The 18124-nt window shown below is 28.5% G+C and carries 17 protein-coding genes; 13 read left to right on the forward strand and 4 right to left on the reverse strand.

The window, feature by feature from the left end; all coding sequences use genetic code 11:
- Positions 1-170 precede the first annotated feature (170 nt).
- From R3X25_RS04645 to R3X25_RS04660, 4 genes are all read left to right on the forward strand, one after another.
- Positions 171-578 carry a hypothetical protein gene (locus R3X25_RS04645; protein ID WP_317672325.1) on the forward strand — a complete coding sequence of 136 codons (408 nt, stop codon included), beginning with the start codon at positions 171-173 and terminating at the stop codon, positions 576-578.
- Positions 579-1041: 463 nt separating this feature from the next.
- A complete protein-coding gene (locus R3X25_RS04650) occupies positions 1042-1224 on the forward strand; it encodes a hypothetical protein (protein ID WP_317672327.1) in 183 nt (60 codons plus the stop codon).
- A gap of 3 nt (positions 1225-1227) precedes the next feature.
- Entirely contained in the window at positions 1228-2004 is a 777-nt protein-coding gene (locus R3X25_RS04655) for a sensor histidine kinase (protein WP_317672329.1), read from the forward strand.
- 9 nt (positions 2005-2013) lie between these two features.
- Positions 2014-2661, forward strand: coding sequence for a response regulator transcription factor (locus R3X25_RS04660; protein ID WP_317672331.1), 648 nt, complete (start codon positions 2014-2016; stop codon positions 2659-2661).
- On the opposite strand, the gene R3X25_RS04665 is transcribed toward R3X25_RS04660, so the two are convergent.
- Positions 2658-3572 carry a glutaminase gene (locus R3X25_RS04665; RefSeq protein ID WP_317672332.1) on the reverse strand — a complete coding sequence of 305 codons (915 nt, stop codon included), beginning with the start codon at positions 3570-3572 and terminating at the stop codon, positions 2658-2660. The two genes, R3X25_RS04660 and R3X25_RS04665, sit on opposite strands and share 4 nt — an antisense overlap.
- 161 nt (positions 3573-3733) lie before the next feature.
- Here R3X25_RS04665 and R3X25_RS04670 point away from each other — a divergent pair, with 161 nt between their 5' ends.
- The 5 genes from R3X25_RS04670 (at position 3734) to R3X25_RS04690 (ending at position 11150) form a co-directional block, all read left to right on the forward strand.
- A complete protein-coding gene (locus R3X25_RS04670) occupies positions 3734-7057 on the forward strand; it encodes a DUF4175 family protein (protein WP_317672334.1) in 3324 nt (1107 codons plus the stop codon).
- A 6-nt stretch (positions 7058-7063) separates the two neighbouring features.
- The gene (gene ybeY, locus R3X25_RS04675; protein ID WP_411556561.1) at positions 7064-7477 is read left to right on the forward strand and encodes an rRNA maturation RNase YbeY; all 414 of its coding nucleotides are present in this window, start codon (positions 7064-7066) and stop codon (positions 7475-7477) included.
- A gap of 30 nt (positions 7478-7507) precedes the next feature.
- Positions 7508-9379 carry a tRNA uridine-5-carboxymethylaminomethyl(34) synthesis enzyme MnmG gene (gene mnmG / locus R3X25_RS04680; protein ID WP_317672336.1) on the forward strand — a complete coding sequence of 624 codons (1872 nt, stop codon included), beginning with the start codon at positions 7508-7510 and terminating at the stop codon, positions 9377-9379.
- Positions 9380-9412: 33 nt separating this feature from the next.
- On the forward strand, positions 9413-10267 hold the full coding sequence (locus tag R3X25_RS04685; RefSeq protein WP_317672339.1) for a class I SAM-dependent methyltransferase: 855 nt from the start codon (positions 9413-9415) through the stop codon (positions 10265-10267).
- 373 nt (positions 10268-10640) lie between these two features.
- Entirely contained in the window at positions 10641-11150 is a 510-nt protein-coding gene (locus R3X25_RS04690) for an OmpH family outer membrane protein (protein WP_317672341.1), read from the forward strand.
- Between the two features lie 79 nt (positions 11151-11229).
- Here R3X25_RS04690 and R3X25_RS04695 read toward each other — a convergent pair whose 3' ends face one another.
- The 3 genes from R3X25_RS04695 to R3X25_RS04705 are packed head-to-tail and all read right to left on the reverse strand — an operon-like array spanning position 11230 to position 13297.
- Entirely contained in the window at positions 11230-11754 is a 525-nt protein-coding gene (locus R3X25_RS04695; RefSeq protein ID WP_317672343.1) for a hypothetical protein, read from the reverse strand.
- A gap of 10 nt (positions 11755-11764) precedes the next feature.
- Entirely contained in the window at positions 11765-12160 is a 396-nt protein-coding gene (locus R3X25_RS04700) for a DoxX family protein (protein WP_317672345.1), read from the reverse strand.
- On the reverse strand, positions 12161-13297 hold the full coding sequence (locus tag R3X25_RS04705) for a DNA polymerase III subunit delta' (protein ID WP_317672347.1): 1137 nt from the start codon (positions 13295-13297) through the stop codon (positions 12161-12163). It abuts the gene before it with no gap.
- A gap of 146 nt (positions 13298-13443) precedes the next feature.
- Here R3X25_RS04705 and R3X25_RS04710 point away from each other — a divergent pair, with 146 nt between their 5' ends.
- The 4 genes from R3X25_RS04710 to nrfA all read left to right on the forward strand — a co-directional run bounded on the left by R3X25_RS04710 (position 13444) and on the right by nrfA (position 18065).
- Positions 13444-14631 carry a phosphoglycerate kinase gene (locus tag R3X25_RS04710; RefSeq protein ID WP_317672349.1) on the forward strand — a complete coding sequence of 396 codons (1188 nt, stop codon included), beginning with the start codon at positions 13444-13446 and terminating at the stop codon, positions 14629-14631.
- A gap of 104 nt (positions 14632-14735) precedes the next feature.
- On the forward strand, positions 14736-15773 hold the full coding sequence (locus R3X25_RS04715; RefSeq protein ID WP_317672351.1) for an aldo/keto reductase: 1038 nt from the start codon (positions 14736-14738) through the stop codon (positions 15771-15773).
- A gap of 191 nt (positions 15774-15964) precedes the next feature.
- Positions 15965-16582: a cytochrome c nitrite reductase small subunit gene (nrfH, locus tag R3X25_RS04720; RefSeq protein WP_317672353.1), complete on the forward strand. Its 618-nt coding sequence runs from the start codon at positions 15965-15967 to the stop codon at positions 16580-16582.
- Positions 16575-18065: an ammonia-forming cytochrome c nitrite reductase gene (gene nrfA, locus R3X25_RS04725; RefSeq protein WP_317672355.1), complete on the forward strand. Its 1491-nt coding sequence runs from the start codon at positions 16575-16577 to the stop codon at positions 18063-18065. Before nrfH ends, nrfA begins: the two co-directional genes overlap by 8 nt.
- The last annotated feature ends 59 nt before the right edge of the window (positions 18066-18124 follow it).

Genomic DNA, 18124 nt, shown 5'->3' on the forward strand with positions numbered 1-18124 from the left:
TTTCATCGTTTAAAACTTTCATCTTTAATGCTTGACAAATGTATGTAGAAATGGCATTTATTTATTAGGTGTTTTAACGCTTTTAAAAGGGGATTTTCCCCCTAGTGTTTTTTATTTCTAGTTTTCAAAGGAATGTATTACATTTAATAATTATTAAAAAACTAACCTACATGAAAAGAATTACTAAAGAAGAAGCTATTGAATTAAATCAAAATTTTATTAATACAAAAGGGAATGCGCTAGATGAAATTGTTGAAAAATTGAATAAAAAGCCAAAAGAAAAAGATGCATGTTCTAGCTGGTTTTCAATTGAAGAATTACAAAGCTTTATTGATGATTGTAAAAAAGCAAACACTAATGTTAATGGTTTTAGAGTTTATTTTGGAGCTTATGGAAAGAAAGATAAAACAAAGAAAAATTTGTCTACTGTATTTATAGTGCCAACTGAAGCTAAAGTTGGAGCTAAACAAAAAGAATGTATAGAAAGTGAGGAACAAGGAGGAACTGATATTCCTGATTTAGGAGGATTGAATAATGGACATGTTGGAGATCCACCTTCAGCTCAATATCCACAATAGTTTATAGTGTATGAATGATAAGTATACTTATATATTAATATATGCATTTACTCTTATTGTTGGCCTATTAAATTATAAAAAATACAACCAAAGTTTGCTTTTAAAACTATGGTTGTATTTTTTAATTTATTCTTTTTTAACCGAAGTATCAGCGGTTTATGTAATTTACACGTTAAAAATTAGAGCCTATTTAATATATAATATTTGGAATATAGTGAATACACTATTTTACTTACTATTTTTTAGTTATAAAATAAAGATTTTAGCCAAAAAAAGGCTCGTTTTTGGATTAATACTTATTTACATATTATTTATAACTATTAATGTTTTATTTTATAAAAATATAAGAATCGAAAACTTAAATTATAGTGCTATTTTAGGTATGTTTTTTATAGTTTTTACTATAATGGTTTATTATACTGAATTGCTGAATAGTGACTCAATTTTAAAATTTCAAAAATCATTGTTTTTTTGGTTAAGTGTTGGAGTTTTAGTAATTAATATTGGTTCAATACCTGTGTTTGTTATTGGGGAGTTAATAGATTGGCAAGGCATTTTTAATTATATAATTTTAGTTTTAAATCTATTAATGGCAACCTCTTTTATTACTGGATTTGTTGTTAGTAAAAAAGAATTAAACACATAAGTTTTGGAACAAACAGAAATACAAATATTAGTTTTAGTAGTTACTATAATAGTTATTGTTTTAGCAGCAACATTAGTGGTGTTTTTAATGTACTTTCAGAAGAAAAAAACAACATATATTTTAAAGCAAAAAGAAACTCAACAACGTTTTGAAAAAGAGATTAACAAATCTAAATTAGAAATTCAAGAGCAAACTTTGCAAAACATAAGTTGGGAAATACACGACAATGTTGGACAGTTATTATCAGTTGCAAAAATGCAATTAAATATGGTTCAATATGCACTTCCAGAAGCGCAAAAAAAGCAAGTTTTTGAAACGGGAAGTATTATTAGTAAAAGTTTAGAAGAACTTCGGGGTTTATCAAAATCATTAAACCCAGAAACTATTAAAAATAAAGGCTTATTAGATTCTATACAGTTTGAAATTGAGCGTTTTAACCGTTTAAATGTTATTGATGCTCAACTAATTATTAAAGGTGAATCTTTTGATTTATCTAACGAAAAAGAAATAATACTTTTTAGAATATTACAAGAATTTTGTAACAATACGTTAAAATATGCAAAAGCACAAAAGCTTACAATCACTTTTAACTATTTAAATTCTAAATTAGAAATTTTAGCAGAAGATAATGGAATTGGTTTTGATATAGTAGACCAATCAAAAGAAAAAGGAATTGGGTTAATAAATATAAAAAGTAGAGCAGAACTAATTGGAGCAAAATTAAATTTAACTTCAGAAGAAAATAAGGGAACAAAGTTATATCTTAGTTGTTCGAAATAAAAAATAGTCATGAGTAATAGCCCAATTAATATATGTATTGTTGATGATCATCAGTTGTTTTTATCTTCGTTAAAAGGTTTAGTGTCTTGTTTTTCAAGTTTTAAAGTGCTAGAAGGTTTTAGTGATGGAGATGAAATAGTTCAATATTTAGAAGCTAAAAATCCAGTTCCAGACATTGTTTTATTAGATGTAAAAATGAAACGAATGGGAGGTATTGAAACTTGTACTTGGTTAAAAAATAATTACCCTTCAATAAAAGTACTGGCTTTATCTATGGAAGAAGATGAAGAAAATGTACTTGGAATGTTACGCGCTGGAGCTAAAGGTTATTTATTAAAAGATATTCATCCTGAAATATTAGAACATGCAATAAACGAAGTTTATAAAAATGGTTTTTATTATACAGATGAAGTTGCTAAAACATTAATAAATAACAATTCAGATTCAAGTAAATCGGGTATTACTTTAAAAGAAAGAGAACTTGAATTTTTAAAATTATGTTGTTCTGAAAGAACCTATAAAGAAATTGCTTCAGAAATGTGCTTAAGTCCAAAAACTATAGAAAATTATAGAGAAGCTTTATTTCAAAAAATAAATGCAAAATCTAGAATAGGATTGGTATTATTTGCTATTAAAAATAAAATAGTAATACTTTAAAATATAGATAATTCTGTTTGTGTTGTAAATTCTTCTAGTACCTTTAAAGCTTTTACAGAGTTTCCCTTTTTATTTAATTTTGGACTCCAAATTGCGATAGCATATTTATGTGGACAAACCGCTACAATACCACCACCAACTCCACTTTTTCCAGGTAATCCAACTTTAAAAGCAAAATTACCAGCTTCATCATACAAACCGCATAATTGCATAGTTGCATTAATTCTTTTAGTATAACTTGGTGTTAATATTTCTTCATTATTATAAGGTAAAACACCTCCATTTGCAAATAGTTGAAACGATGAAGCAAGTTCTTTACAACTCATTTCTATAGCGCACATTTGGTAGTAATAATCTAGAACTTCATCAACTGAGTTTTTAATATTTCCAAACGATTTCATTAAATTAATATGAGCTGCATTTTTAAAGCCATATTTTTTTTCTGAAGCTGCTATGGATTCATTAGAATATATGTTTTGATTATTACTAATTTTTCGAATAAAATTTAAAGTATCTTCTTTAGGATTTTTTAATTTACTAACTAATAGGTCTGCAATTACTAAAGCTCCAGAATTTATAAACGGATTTCTTGGAATTCCTTTTTCCAATTCTAATTGAACTAAAGAGTTAAAAGGGTCTCCTGAAGGTTCAACTCCAACACGTTTCCATATTTTATCTCCTATTATTTTAAGTGCCAATGTTAATGTAAAAACCTTTGAAATACTTTGTATGGAAAACTTTTCGTTACAATCTCCAATACCAACTTGTTCTGTGGATAATGTATCTAAATAAATTCCAAACTTATTAGCATTTACCTTTTTTAATTCTGGTATATAATTGGCGATTTTACCAGTATCTTTTTCAGCGCTACATTTAACGTGAAGATTGTTTAAAATGTGATCAAAATTCATTTAGAATATTTTTAACGAAGATAGTTATTGCATTTATAAATTTGTAAAGTTTAAATTTTATTTTCATCTATATTTGCTGTATAATTAACGTCTTATCTAAAAATTAACTAACCTATTCTAGTTTTTTCGTTATTTTTAGCAATTAAAGTATAATTATAATTTTGAGCTCCATACATTTAATAAAACAAAAATTACAACAATTTATACGTAAGTATTATGTAAATCAGTTGATTAAAGGTACAATTCTATTTGTATCTATAGGTTTATTGTATTTTATTTTCACTTTAATTATTGAACATTTTTTATGGTTAAAACCTACGTTAAGAACTATTTTATTCTGGATATTTATACTTGTTGAAGTTTTACTTTTAGTAATTTATGTAGCAATTCCTATTATTAAATTAATTGGTTTTAAACGCGGTATATCCGAAGTAGAAGCATCTAAACTAATTGGTAAATACTTTCCTGAAGTTAATGATAAGTTACTGAATATGTTGCAATTAGAAAGCACTTCACAGCATTCGGAGTTAATTGAAGCAAGTATTGAGCAAAAATCAAAACAGTTACAACCAATACCATTTGTTAAAGCAGTAAATTTTTCAAGTAATAAAAAGTATTTGAAATACGCTTTGTTACCATTAATAATTTGGTTACTAGTATATGTAACAGGAAACATAAATATTTTTAATGACAGTTTAACACGTGTAGTAAACCATAATACAGTATACCAACCACCAGCTCCGTTTATATATCAAATTATTAATAAAAATTTAGATGTTTTAGAAGGTAACTCTATAACTGTTCAAGTAAAAACTATTGGAAATGTAGTTCCTAATAACGCTAAAATAATGTTTTCGGGAGAAAGTTATTATTTACAAAACAATGGTTTAGGTAATTTTGAATACACTTTTTCCAACATAAAAAAATCGTTTGTTTTTTATATTGAAGCAAACAATGTTGTGTCTCAAGATTTTCAAATAAATAGTATTGCAACTCCAGTAATTACCAATTTAAAAATGATTTTAAATTATCCCGATTATACTGGAAAAAATGCTGAAGTAATTGAAAATACTGGAAATGCTATTGTTCCACAGGGAACTCAAATTAATTGGCAAGTAGAAACACATCAAACAGAATCAATCTCTTTAAAGCAAGGTACAGAAGTTTCAGATTTTAATAAAACAACAACAAATCATTTTAACTTTAAAAAACAAATTTTAAAGCCGTTAAACTATACTATTTCAACTTCAAATAAACAGTTAAAAAATCACGAGCAATTAAATTTTTCGGTAGATGTAGTAAATGATGAATTCCCTAAAATATCAGTTATTTCTAATATAGATTCTATTTCTAGAGGACCTATAGATTTTGCAGGTGAATTAACTGACGATTACTTGGTAAGTAAATTAGAGTTGGTGTATTATAACAAGCAAAATCCATCAGAAAAAAATAGATTTAATATCGATATTAAACCCAATTCCTTTACCAATTTCTATTATATTTTTCCGGAAGGAATCAACATTGAAGAAGGTGTAGATTACGAAATGTATTTTCAGGTTTTTGACAACGATAGAGTCAACGGTTCTAAAAAAACAAAAAGTAAGGTTTTTAGTTATTACAATAAAACAGAGACAGAAGTTAAAGAAGAGTTGTTGAAAGAGCAAAGTGAAACAATTTCCAATATTTCAAAAGCACTTTCAAAATCTAAAAAAGAAAATTCAGATTTCAAAAAGTTACAGGAAGAGCTTCAGAAAAAAGGAGAAATAAATTGGAACGATACGCAAAAATTAGAACAGTTTTTACAACGTCAAAATCAGTATCAACAAATGCTGCAAAAGCAAACCGATAAACTGCAGCAAAATTTAGACGAACAACCTAAACTAGAAAAATTAGCAAAAAAAAAGCAAGATTTAGAGAAGCGAATTGAAGAAACAAAAAAACTTGCGGAACAAGAAAAGTTATTAAAGGAATTAGAAGAGCTTACAAAAAAATTTGATAAAGATGAACTTCAAAAAAAATTAAAAGAACTCACAAAAAAAAATAAACGAAACGAGCAAAGTTTAGAGCGAATTTTAGAGTTAACCAAGAGGTTTTATGTTGAACAAAAAGCTGCTCAAATTCAAGAAAAACTGGAAAAGTTAGCTGAAGAGGAGAATAAGCTTTCAAAAAATAATGAAGAAAACACTTCTGAAAAACAAGAAGAAATTAACAAAGAGTTTGATAAACTAAAAGAAGAATTTAAAGATTTAGATAAAGAAAATAAAGGTTTAAAAAGACCAATGAAGTTGCCAAAACCAGATGATGAAGTTGAAGACATAGAGAAAGATCTTCAAGATGCTATGGAGCAACTTCAAAAAGAAGAATCTGAACAAAATTCAGAATCTAAAAGTAAAGCTTCTAAAAGCCAAAAGTCTGCCGCAAAAAAAATGAAACAATTAGCAAGCAAAATGGGCGAGTCTATGGAGGGAATGGAAGGTGAAGAAATTGATGAAAACATTGAAGATTTACGAAAAATACTAGAAAATCTAATCGAGTTCTCTTTTCAGCAAGAAGACTTATTTAATAAATTCTCTAATGCTACAAATCAACATCCAGAGTATTCATCTAATTTAAAAAAGCAACATGTTTTAAAAGAATACTTTGAGCATATTGATGATAGTTTGTATGCACTTTCATTAAGATTGGTAAAAATGGGTGCACAAATTCAACAGGATGTTAACGAAGTTCATTTTCAAATTGATGAATCCATTTCAAATTTATCAGAAAATTTAGTAGATCTTGGAAATTCTAATCAACAATTTGTTATAACAAGCACTAACGATTTGGCGAACAAGTTAAGTGATATTTTACAAGCTTTAATGAATGCATCTCCTAGTTTTGGAAGTGGAAAAAGCGGAAAAGGTAAAGGTTTTTCGTTACCAGATATTATTAAAAAACAAGGTGAAGTTTCAGAACAAATGAAGAAAGGAATGAAAAGCGGAAAGGAGAAAGGGAAAAATGGTAAACCCGAAGAAAAAGGTGAAAATGGTAAACCTGGAGGTGAAGGAGAAAATGGAGAACAACAAGAAATGAGTAACGGTGAGTTGTTTGAAATTTACAAACAGCAAGCCGAATTAAAACAGATGTTAAAAGATTTGTTGGGCGAAAGTAAAGGTGAAAATGGTAAAAGAAACGGTGGAGATGTTGTTAAAAAAATGGAAGAGTTAGAGCAAGAGATGTTAGAAAAAGGTTTTTCTTCTAAAGTGGTAGACAAAATGCAAAAGCTATCGTATGAGTTATTGAAACTCGAAGAAGCAATGCAAGAACAAGGTAAAGATGAAAAAAGAAAGTCGGAAACAAATAAACAAGATTTTCAGCAAAAGAATATTAAAAAGCTAAACCTTAAAAAACCATATTTTAATAATACAGAAATATTAAACAGACAATCATTACCTTTGCGCACAATTTATAAAAAGAAAGTGCAAGAATATTTTAAAAGTGAATAAATTATTATGATTGTATTTAATTACGAAACAGATTTTAAACTTGAGAATGAAGCTAAAATTTCAGATTGGATCTCAAGTTGTATCGAAAAATATAACTTTAGCGAAGGTGAATTAAATTATATTTTTTGTGATGATGATTATCTTCATAAATTAAATGTTGAATTTTTAAATCATGATACTTTAACAGATATTATTAGTTTCGATTATACAATGGGAAGTTTAATTTCTGGAGATATTTTTATTTCAATAGAAAGAGTGCGTGAAAACGCTTTAAAACTTTCACAAACATATGATAATGAGATTAATAGAGTAATAATACACGGTATTTTACACTATTGTGGTTTTAAAGATAAAACAAAAGAAGAAAAATTTAAAATGAGAGCTGAAGAAGATAGTTGTTTAGCCCTTTTAACTAATTAATGTTCCACGTGGAACACTTATTTTAAGAATATGTTTGATACGGTTTATGATGTAATAGTTGTTGGTGGAGGTCATGCTGGTGGAGAAGCTGCTGCTGCAAGTGCAAATATGGGAGCACATACATTACTTATTACAATGAGTTTGCAAAACATTGCGCAAATGAGTTGTAATCCTGCCATGGGAGGTATTGCAAAAGGACAAATAGTTAGAGAGATAGATGCGCTTGGAGGTTATAGTGCAATTGTAACCGATAAAACGGCTATTCAATTTAAAATGTTAAATAAATCTAAAGGACCTGCAATGTGGAGTCCAAGAGCGCAAAGTGATCGAATGCGTTTTTCTGAAAGATGGAGATTAATGTTAGAACAAACAGATAATTTAGACTTTTATCAGGATATGGTAAATGGATTATTATTTGATGAAGATAAAATTATTGGTGTTAAAACCGCACTTGGAATTGAGATAAAAGCTAAAACTGTAATTATAACAGCAGGTACTTTTTTAAATGGTTTAATTCATATTGGTGATAAAACTTTTGGTGGAGGTAGAGCAGGTGAAAGTGCTTCCGTTGGAATTACTGAAGACTTGGTAAAAAAAGGTTTTGAATCTGGAAGAATGAAAACAGGTACGCCTCCAAGAGTAGATGCAAGATCGTTAGATTTTTCTAAAATGATAGAGCAACCTGGAGATGAAAATCCTGAAAAATTTTCGTATTTACCAGAAACTAAATCGTTAGAAAAACAACGCTCATGTTATATGAGTTATACTTCAAAAGAAGTACATGATTTGTTGCGTACTGGTTTTGATCGTTCACCAATGTTTAATGGTAGAATACAAAGTATTGGACCTAGATATTGTCCTTCTATTGAAGATAAGATTGATAGGTTTGCAACAAAAGAAAGGCATCAAATTTTTGTTGAACCAGAAGGGTGGGAAACTGTTGAAATTTATGTAAACGGTTTTTCAACTTCGTTACCAGAAGATGTTCAAGATAAAGCGTTAAGAAAAGTAGCAGGTTTTGAAAATGTTAAGTTTTTAAGATATGGTTATGCTATAGAGTATGATTATTTTCCGCCTACGCAATTAAAGCATACTTTAGAAACAAAGTTAGTTAAGAATCTTTATTTTGCTGGACAAGTTAATGGAACTACAGGCTACGAAGAAGCCGCAGCTCAAGGTTTAATGGCTGGAGTAAATGCAGCTTTAAATGTACAAGAAAAAGAGCCTTTTTTACTTAAAAGAAACGAAGCGTATATTGGGGTTTTAATTGATGATTTAATTACAAAAGGTACTGAAGAACCATATAGAATGTTTACTTCAAGAGCGGAATATAGAACTTTGTTGAGACAAGATAATGCTGATTTAAGATTAACTCCTTTGTCTTATAAAATTGGTTTAGCTTCAAAAGAGCGTATGGATCGTGTTATTGAAAAGCAGGAAAAAACAGATTTGTTTGTGAAATTTTTAAAGGAATTAAGCGTAAAACCTAAAGAGATAAATCCTTTATTAGAAGAGAATAATACAGCTTCAATTTCACAGTCTATGAAAATGTATAAAATTGCAGCACGTCCACAATTAAATTTTGAAATGTTAACAAAGCTTCCAAAAATAAAAGCCTTTATTGAAACTGAAAAAATAGATCATGAAATTGTGGAGCAGACGGAAGTTCATGTAAAATATGCAGGTTATATAGAGAAAGAAAAAAATCAAGCCGATAAATTAAATAGGCTAGAAAATGTTTCAATACCATCTAGTTTTGATTATTCAAAAGTAAAATCTTTATCAATTGAAGCACGTCAAAAATTAACTAAAATTAAACCAACTTCTATTTCACAGGCAAGTAGAATAAGTGGAGTTTCGCCAAGTGATGTTTCTGTTCTTTTAGTTTATATGGGAAGATAAATTTTATATGTTCCACGTGGAACACTTTAAAAAATGAGTGATAAAAAATCGATTTATTTAGCGTTAAAAGATTATTCAGTTTCAGGTGAAAATTTTGAATTAATGTATAATTCAGAATTAGATTTATTAGAAACTTCACCAAAACCTTTATTAGAAAAATTACCTTTTTATTACGAAAGTGAAGATTACATTTCACATACCGATTCTAAAAAAAGTTTACAAGATAAAGTATATCAATTTGTAAAAAGTTATGCTTTAAAAAGTAAATTAAAATTGATTAATTCTTTTCAAACTGAAGATAAAAATTTATTAGATGTTGGTTGCGGAACGGGAGATTTTTTGTTGACTTGTAAAAATAATGGATGGAATGTAGTAGGAGTGGAGCCAAACTTAAAAGCAAAAAACTTAACAAAAGAGAAGTTAAAAGTAATAACTGTTTTTGAGACTTTAAATAACATTAATTCAAAACAATTTGATGTAATTACATTGTGGCATGTTTTAGAACATGTTCCAGATTTAGACAATTACATTTCTAAATTAAAAAGCTTATTAAAACCAAATGGAGTTTTAGTAATTGCAGTTCCAAACTATAAAAGTTTTGATGCTTCTTATTATAAAAATTTTTGGGCTGCGTTTGATGTTCCAAGACATCTTTGGCATTTTTCTCAAAAATCAATTTCAATCCTTTTTTCAAAAGTTAATTTAAAAGTTGAGAAAGTTTTGCCTATGTATTTTGATTCTTTTTATGTTTCCTTATTAAGTGAAAAATATAAAAATGGAAATTCTAATTTTATAAAAGCTTTTTTTATTGGCTTACGTTCAAATTTAAAAGCGATAACTTCAAAAGAATATTCCTCATTAATTTATATTTTAAAAGCAGACAAGTAATTTATTTTAGTTTTTAGAGATTTTAAAACTACTTGTTTATAATTTTTAGATAAAAAATATTTCAACATGTAACTATTTGGTTTAATATAATTTTATACAAAATGTAAGTGTTTAAATGGTATTGTATTAAAATCAAAGTAAAAATCAATTTTAAATAGTATTAATTCTTTGTTAATGGTTGAAATACATAAATACATTCTAATTTTTTAAAAGTAGCTTAAAACTCTTTATTTAAGGTTGTTTTTAATAGTGAAAATTTATATTTAATTTAAATTACTATAAATATTTCTAATACTAATAATTTAATGTAAAAACTACAGTTTTTGTTTTATCTTCGCAGCTATTTTAAATGGAAAATTAAATTCAATCAAAAATGAAAAAATTACTAGTAATAGTTGTTGCTTTAATTTTAGCTTCTTGTACTCAATCAAAAATTGGTTATATAGATGTTGAAGTTTTAATGAAAGATTATGAAGCAACAAAACAGTTAGAAGATAACTTAAAAGCCAAACAAGAAAAAATGGCTAAAGAGTTGGATAGTTTAGGAGCTCCTTTTCAAATTAAAGTTCAAAACTATTATCAAAATGCGCAACGTATGTCTGCTAAAAAAAGACAAGAAACTGAAGCTGCATTACAACAAGAAAATCAATTGTTACAATTAAAGCAACAAGAAGCTACAAAATCTTTACAAGAAGAAAACCAAAAGCAAAGTGAGATATTAACTAAAAGAGTTGATAGTTTTGTTGCGAGTTATGCAAAAGCAAATGGTTATAGTCTAATTCTAGGTACTGCTGCTCAAGGAACAGTAATGTATGGTGAAGATGCTATGAATGTTACAGATGCATTATTAGAAAAATTAAATGCTGAATTTTCGAAAGAATAAATTCTAGTTAATTAGATATAAAAAAAGCCTTTTGCACTTGCAAAAGGCTTTTTTATTTTTTCAAGGTTATAATTAAAGTTTATTTCTTTTGTCCAGAAAATTGTTGCTCTTTTATTTTAAATAGAACGTTAAACGTAGTTAAACTACCGTAAATGCGTGAAATATATTGCTGTAAATCTACTTTTTCTTGATCGTCTAGTACTTTGCTTGAATTTATTTTTTGTTCCATTACACGTACTCTATCTCTCACCATTACTATTTTATGAAAAAATGTATCAATAGGAATTTCTTTACTTGCTAAATTTGTGTCTTTTGGTTCTAAAATAAGTTTTCCACCTTTCCAACGGTCGGCTATTGGGATAATTTCTGAAATATCGGACCATTTTTTAAGCATATTTTTTAAAATGGTTTCAACTTCATAAAAACTAACTGAATCAACTTCGTCTTCAACAGCTTCAATTACTTCAAATTCACTATTTATATCTATTGTTTCTAATCCGTTTTCTATAAAAGTAACCCAATAATGTTTTGAGGTTACATTGGTTACAACTCCTAAACCAAATTCAGGGTGTTTTATACGTGATGAAATACCTAATAAATTCATAATCAATGTTTTAAGTTAATAAAAAAATACCAAAACAGTTTAATATAAAGTAAACTGTTATATTCATAGCGCCAGGATAATCTTTCGCAATACGTTGTGCTAAAAGAAAAAATAATAGTGTAATTGCAGAAAATATTAATCCAATTTTTGCTATTTCAAAAGAAGAATTCGAGAAAATAAAATATAAACCTATTGTTAAAAAAATAAGCGTAACTAACTCAAATACAACAACTTTAAGTAATAATACTGGAATAAACTTAAATAAAAATGTTTGTTGAAAATGATTTTTATAATACGTTTTAGTTCCTTTCCAATCTGCTATTTTTTCAAAAACAGACATAAAATAGGTAATTATAAAAAATACAATGATTAAAATTTCAGCAGTATCATTTTTTAATACTTCCATTTATGCTTCTTTAGTATGTAAAAGTCTTGTTAATTTTATAGATAAATCTAGTAGAATTATTTTGGCATTTCCATTACGTTCTATATGGTAAATAGCATTGTTTAATTCTGTATTTATATCTAAAATATTTCCACCGTGTATAAAAGGAGCAAATTTCTCCAATTGAAAATTAGTTTTTGGTTGTAAATATACTAATGCATCTGCATTGTAATTTAATAGCATTGCCTGTCTAAAAAATTGAAGACAATAATTTAAAAATCGTTTTTGAGTTTCTCTACCACTTTTAGCAATAGTTTCACTCCAAGAAATTAAATCTTGAATAACACTTGCATTTCCTTTTGCTTTAAAAGCAGCTCTAACCCAAGTAATAAACCATTGTTCAAATTGTTCATCGGCATTATCATTATGTAATAAGTGTAAAGCTTTGTTAAAACTTCCACCTGCTTGGCTGGCAATTTGTTCAGCAATTGGTAAATCTGTACCTTCTTTTTCAATTAAACCTTTTGTAATATCTGCTTCAGAAAGTAGCGGAAATTGTAATAATTGGCAACGAGATTTAATAGTAGTAATAATTTGCTGTTCGTTTTCCGTAATTAAAATAAATACTGTTTTTTCTGGAGGTTCTTCAATAAGTTTTAGCAGTTTATTTGCAGCTGAACTATTCATTTTTTCAGCCATCCAAATAATCATTACTTTATAACCACCTTCATAACTTTTAAGCTTTAAACTTTTAACAATTTCTTCTGCTTCATCAACACCAATTTGACCTTGTTTATTTTCAACGCCAATAAATTGTAACCATTCAAATAAGTTTGCATATGGTTTTTTAGAAATAAAATTTCTCCAATCTTCTAAAAAATTATTACTAACGGGTTTGCTTTTTATTTTATCATTAGTTGCAACAGGAAAAGCAAAATGTAAATCAGGATGTTGTAATTTTTCACATTTTAGATCGCTTATTTCAGGATTTTCACTAGAAGAAGCTAAAATATATTGCGCATAAGCAATTGCCATTGGCAACGTTCCCGAGCCTTCTTTTCCTACAAATAATTGAGCATGGGAAATTCTACCATTATCGGTACTTTTAATCAAGTGATTTTTTAAATGCTCGTGTCCTAAAACGTCTTCAAATTTCATTACAACGAAAGTAACATATTTTTAGATAAGTTGTAAAGTTCAAAGTTTATAAAGTTTAAAAGTTAACAAAGTTGAAATCGCTTTCGTAAAAAACTCAACTCTTTAAGTTAAATTGAGTTATATTTGTGCTACAAATTATTATAAAAATGAAAACAATACAAGACATTAATTTTGAAGGAAAAAAAGCGTTAATTAGAGTTGATTTTAACGTGCCATTAGATGAGGATTTTAACGTAACAGATGTTACTAGAATTGAAGCAGCAAAACCAACTATTATTAAAATATTAGAAGATGGTGGAGCAGCAGTTTTAATGTCTCATTTAGGTCGTCCAAAAGGAGTAGAAGCTAAATTTTCTTTAAAACATATTGTAGATAAAGTTTCAGAAATATTAGGTGTAGCTGTAAAGTTTGTAGATAATTGTGTTGGAGAAAAAGCAGAAAATGCTGTTGCTGAATTACAAATGGGTGAAGTTCTTTTATTAGAAAACTTACGTTTTCATGATGAAGAGAAAAAAGGTGATGAAACATTTGCTAAACAATTATCTAAATTAGGTGATGTTTATGTAAATGACGCTTTTGGTACTGCTCACAGAGCACACGCTTCAACAACAATTGTAGCTCAATTTTTTCCAAATGATAAATGTTTTGGAGCTTTATTAGCACAAGAAATTGTTAGCTTAAAAAAGATATTAGAAGAAGGTGAAAAACCAGTTTTAGCAATTTTAGGAGGCGCAAAAGTTTCTTCAAAAATTACGGTGATTGAAAATATTTTAGACAAAGTAGATCACTTAATTATTGGTGGTGGAATGAGTTTTACTTTTATTAAAGCACAAGGTGGAAAAATTGGAAATTCAATTTGTGAAGATGATAAACAAGAATTAGCTTTAGATATTTTAAAACAAGCAAAAGCAAAAGGAGTTCAAGTTCATATCCCAGTTGATGTAATTGCTGCTGATGATTTTAGTAACGACGCAAATACGCAAATTTGTGATATTAATAGTATTCCTGATGGTTGGGAAGGTGTGGATGCCGGACCAAAATCTAGAGAAATTTTTGATAAAATAGTGAAAGAATCTAAAACTATTCTTTGGAATGGACCATTAGGTGTTTTTGAAATGGAATCGTTTGCAGGTGGAACTATTGCTTTAGGTAATTCAATTGCTGAAGCTACTAAAAATGGAACGTTCTCACTAGTTGGTGGTGGAGATTCTGTTGCAGCTGTAAAACAATTTGGATTTGCTGATAAAGTAAGTTATGTTTCTACTGGAGGTGGAGCAATGTTAGAAAGTTTAGAAGGTAAAACATTACCAGGAATTGAAGCAATTTTAAAATAAGAAACCGTTGTTCTGAACTTGTTTCAGAATTGCACAATATACAACCACTTTCTATAATTCAGAAAGTGGTTTTTTTTCATAAAAACAAATAATCCAACCAAATAATGAAATACACAACCATTCCAAATACAGATATAAAAGTTAGTAAAATATGCTTGGGAACTATGACTTTTGGTGAGCAAAATTCTGAAGTAGAAGCACACTCTCAATTAAATTACGCAGTTGAGCAAGGTGTAAATTTTATTGATACTGCCGAAATATATTCAGTTCCAGGAAATAAGCAAACTCAAGGAAATTCAGAAAAGTATATTGGAAGTTGGTTGAAAGATCAAAAACGTGAAGATTTAATTGTAGCGACTAAAGTTGCTGGACCATTACCGTACTTTAATTATATAAGAGAAAATCTTGGCTTTTCAAAAGAAGCAATTCACGAAGCAATTCATAAAAGTTTAAAAAGATTACAAACTGATTATGTAGATTTATACCAATTGCACTGGCCAGATAGAAACATGAATTTTTTTGGAAAGCGTAATTTCACTCATAATTTTAATGAAGAATGGCAAGATAATATTAAAGAAGTTATAGAAACGTTAGACAACCTAGTTAAAGAAGGTAAAATTCGTAACTATGGTGTATCTAATGAATCTTCTTGGGGAGTAATGCGCCACTTAAATGAAAGTTCTCAAAATAATTTAACACGTTGTAAAACCATTCAAAATCCTTATTCATTATTAAACAGATTGTTTGAAGTTAATTTGGCTGAAGTATCTATGAGAGAAAATGTTGGTTTGTTAGCCTATTCACCATTAGGTTTTGGCGTTTTATCAGGTAAATATTTAAACAATTCTTTACCTGAAAAATCTAGAATAAAATTATATCCACAATACAATAGATATAGTAGTAAAGAAGCAATATTTTTAACTGAAAAGTATTTAGAACTAGCAAATAAGTTAAATTTAAGTTTAGCTCAATTAGCTTTGGCTTTTGTGAATCAACGTCCTTTTTTAACTTCAAATATTATTGGAGCAACTACTTTAGAGCAATTAAAAGAAAATATAGAAAGTATCCACGTGGAACTATCTGAAGAAACGTTGATTGAAATTGATAGAATTCAAGAATTACAACCCAATCCTGCACCTTAAAATTAGGCTTATAATTTTAAATTATTTACCCTAAAAATGTACTAAATATATGTACAGTATTAACTATAGTTAATAAATTCAATAATTATGACATTTGTCATAGATTAGAATAAAAAAAAATATGATTTTTGTATAAATTATAAAAAGGATAAAAAAGTCTTAAAATCTTTTAATAAACTGATAGACTCATAATGAAAAGACTATTCAAAATACTAATACCACCAAAAGAATGGAGACTTCCAGTAATTATTTTATTGGGAGCTATTACAGGTCTTACGTTGTATGTACTTGTTGAGTCGAAAGCGATATCTTATCTGTCAGACGATCCAAAAACGTGTGCAAATTGCCATGTAATGACTCCTCAATACTCCACTTGGCAAAATAGTTCGCACAGAGAATGGGCCACTTGTAACGATTGTCATGTACCGCATGATAATATATTTAAAACCTATGCTTTTAAAGCAAAAGATGGAATGTACCATGCATCTGTATTTTTAACACGTGGAGAACCTGAAGTAATTAGAATGAAAGAAGCTGGTAATGAAGTTGTTCAAAATAATTGTATTCGTTGCCACGGAGATCAAGTTACCGATGCCAGATTATCTGCTTCAGTAGAAAATCATTTTGAAGCTAGAACAGAACGCAAATGTTGGGAATGCCATCAAGAAGTTCCTCACGGAAGTATTCATAGTTTATCTTCAGTAAAATACTATGGTAAAATAGATAAAGAACATCAAGAAACGGTGCCAGATTGGTTAAGTAAATATTTAAAAAAATCAGATAATCAAAACGATAAAAAAGATGAGTAATACAAGAAAACCTTGGAAAAACTGGGTGCTATTTATAGCATCATTAGTAATTGTGTTTTTGTTAGGACTTTTAGTTTCTTCAATAACAGAACGTAAAATGGAGGCTAAATTTGCATATACTCCTATGACGGAAATTAATAAACTAGAACCTAGAAACGAAGTTTGGGGCGAAAATTTTCCACGTGAATATCAATCATATTACAAAACTGCAGACACTACTTTTAGATCAAAATATAATGGTAGCGCAATGATAGATATGTTAGAAGAAGATCCTAGGTTAGTGGTACTTTGGGCAGGTTATGGTTTTTCTAAAGATTACAATCAAGGTCGTGGACACGTTTATGCAATTAACGATGTTAGAAATACATTACGTACAGGTGCACCAACAGGACCAGAAGATGGACCAATGCCTTCAACTTGTTGGACATGTAAATCTCCAGATGTTCCACGTTATATTAGCGAAAATGGTATTGATAATTATTACAAAGGTAAATGGGCAAGTAAAGGTGAAGAAATAATCAATCCTATAGGTTGTGCAAACTGTCACGATGAGAAGTCTATGAAATTAACAATTACGCAACCAGCTTTAATTGAAGCTTTTGAGCGTCAAGGAAAAGATATTACCAAATCTTCTCATAACGATATGCGTACATTAGTTTGTGCACAATGTCACGTTGAGTATTACTTCAATAAAAATTTACCTGAAAAAGAAGGAATTCCTTATTTAGTATTTCCTTGGGATGATGGACAAACAGTTGAAGATATGGAAGCTTATTACGATAAAGTTGGGCATGTAGATTGGACTCACAAAATTAGTAAAGCGCCAATGTTAAAGGCACAACATCCAGGTTATGAAACTTACAAAATGGGTATTCACGGACAAAGAGGTGTTTCTTGTTCAGACTGTCATATGCCTTATAAAACTGAAGGCGGACAAAAATTTACAGATCACCATATTCAATCTCCTTTAAACAATGTTGCAAATTCTTGTCAAGTTTGTCATAGAGAAGAAAAAGAGGAGTTAATTAAAAATGTATTCGATAATCAAGATAGAATTATTGGTAACCGAGATCAATTAGAACGTTTATTAGTGCGTGCTCACGTAGAAGCTGGTAAATGTTGGGAATTAGGTGCTACTGAAGCTCAAATGAAAGACATTTTAAACGGTATTCGTTTAGGACAATGGCGTTGGGATTATGTTGCAGCATCTCACGGAGGATCGTTCCACGCACCTGTTGAATTAAGTAGAGTATTAGGTAAAGGAATTGATATTACACAAGAAACTAGAATTAAATTAGCAAAATTATTAATGGAGCTTGGATTTAAAGGTGAAGTTCCTTACCCAGCTATTGAAACTAAAGAAGCTGCTCAAAAATTTATTGGGTTACCGGTAGAAAAATTAAAAGAAGAAAAACAACGTTTCTTAAAAGAGTTAGCTCCAAAATGGGATGAAGCTGCTAAAAAACGTGAAGCAAATTATTAATATTAAATGTAGTTAGAAAAGTATAAAATATTTTAAAATACTCTTATTACAACTACTAA

The sequence above is a fragment of the Lutibacter sp. TH_r2 genome (assembly GCF_033101135.1).
GTDB lineage: Bacteria > Bacteroidota > Bacteroidia > Flavobacteriales > Flavobacteriaceae > Lutibacter.

Coding starts and splice junctions, on each gene's coding strand:
- R3X25_RS04645 (WP_317672325.1), top strand. CDS start 171: ATGAAAAGAATTACTAAAGAAGAAGCTATTGAATTAAATCAAAATTTT.
- R3X25_RS04660 (WP_317672331.1), top strand. CDS start 2,014: ATGAGTAATAGCCCAATTAATATATGTATTGTTGATGATCATCAGTTG.
- R3X25_RS04665 (WP_317672332.1), bottom strand. CDS start 3,572: ATGAATTTTGATCACATTTTAAACAATCTTCACGTTAAATGTAGCGCT.
- ybeY (WP_411556561.1), top strand. CDS start 7,064: ATGATTGTATTTAATTACGAAACAGATTTTAAACTTGAGAATGAAGCT.
- mnmG (WP_317672336.1), top strand. CDS start 7,508: ATGTTTGATACGGTTTATGATGTAATAGTTGTTGGTGGAGGTCATGCT.
- R3X25_RS04685 (WP_317672339.1), top strand. CDS start 9,413: ATGAGTGATAAAAAATCGATTTATTTAGCGTTAAAAGATTATTCAGTT.
- R3X25_RS04690 (WP_317672341.1), top strand. CDS start 10,641: ATGAAAAAATTACTAGTAATAGTTGTTGCTTTAATTTTAGCTTCTTGT.
- R3X25_RS04695 (WP_317672343.1), bottom strand. CDS start 11,754: ATGAATTTATTAGGTATTTCATCACGTATAAAACACCCTGAATTTGGT.
- R3X25_RS04700 (WP_317672345.1), bottom strand. CDS start 12,160: ATGGAAGTATTAAAAAATGATACTGCTGAAATTTTAATCATTGTATTT.
- R3X25_RS04705 (WP_317672347.1), bottom strand. CDS start 13,297: ATGAAATTTGAAGACGTTTTAGGACACGAGCATTTAAAAAATCACTTG.
- R3X25_RS04710 (WP_317672349.1), top strand. CDS start 13,444: ATGAAAACAATACAAGACATTAATTTTGAAGGAAAAAAAGCGTTAATT.
- R3X25_RS04715 (WP_317672351.1), top strand. CDS start 14,736: ATGAAATACACAACCATTCCAAATACAGATATAAAAGTTAGTAAAATA.
- nrfH (WP_317672353.1), top strand. CDS start 15,965: ATGAAAAGACTATTCAAAATACTAATACCACCAAAAGAATGGAGACTT.
- nrfA (WP_317672355.1), top strand. CDS start 16,575: ATGAGTAATACAAGAAAACCTTGGAAAAACTGGGTGCTATTTATAGCA.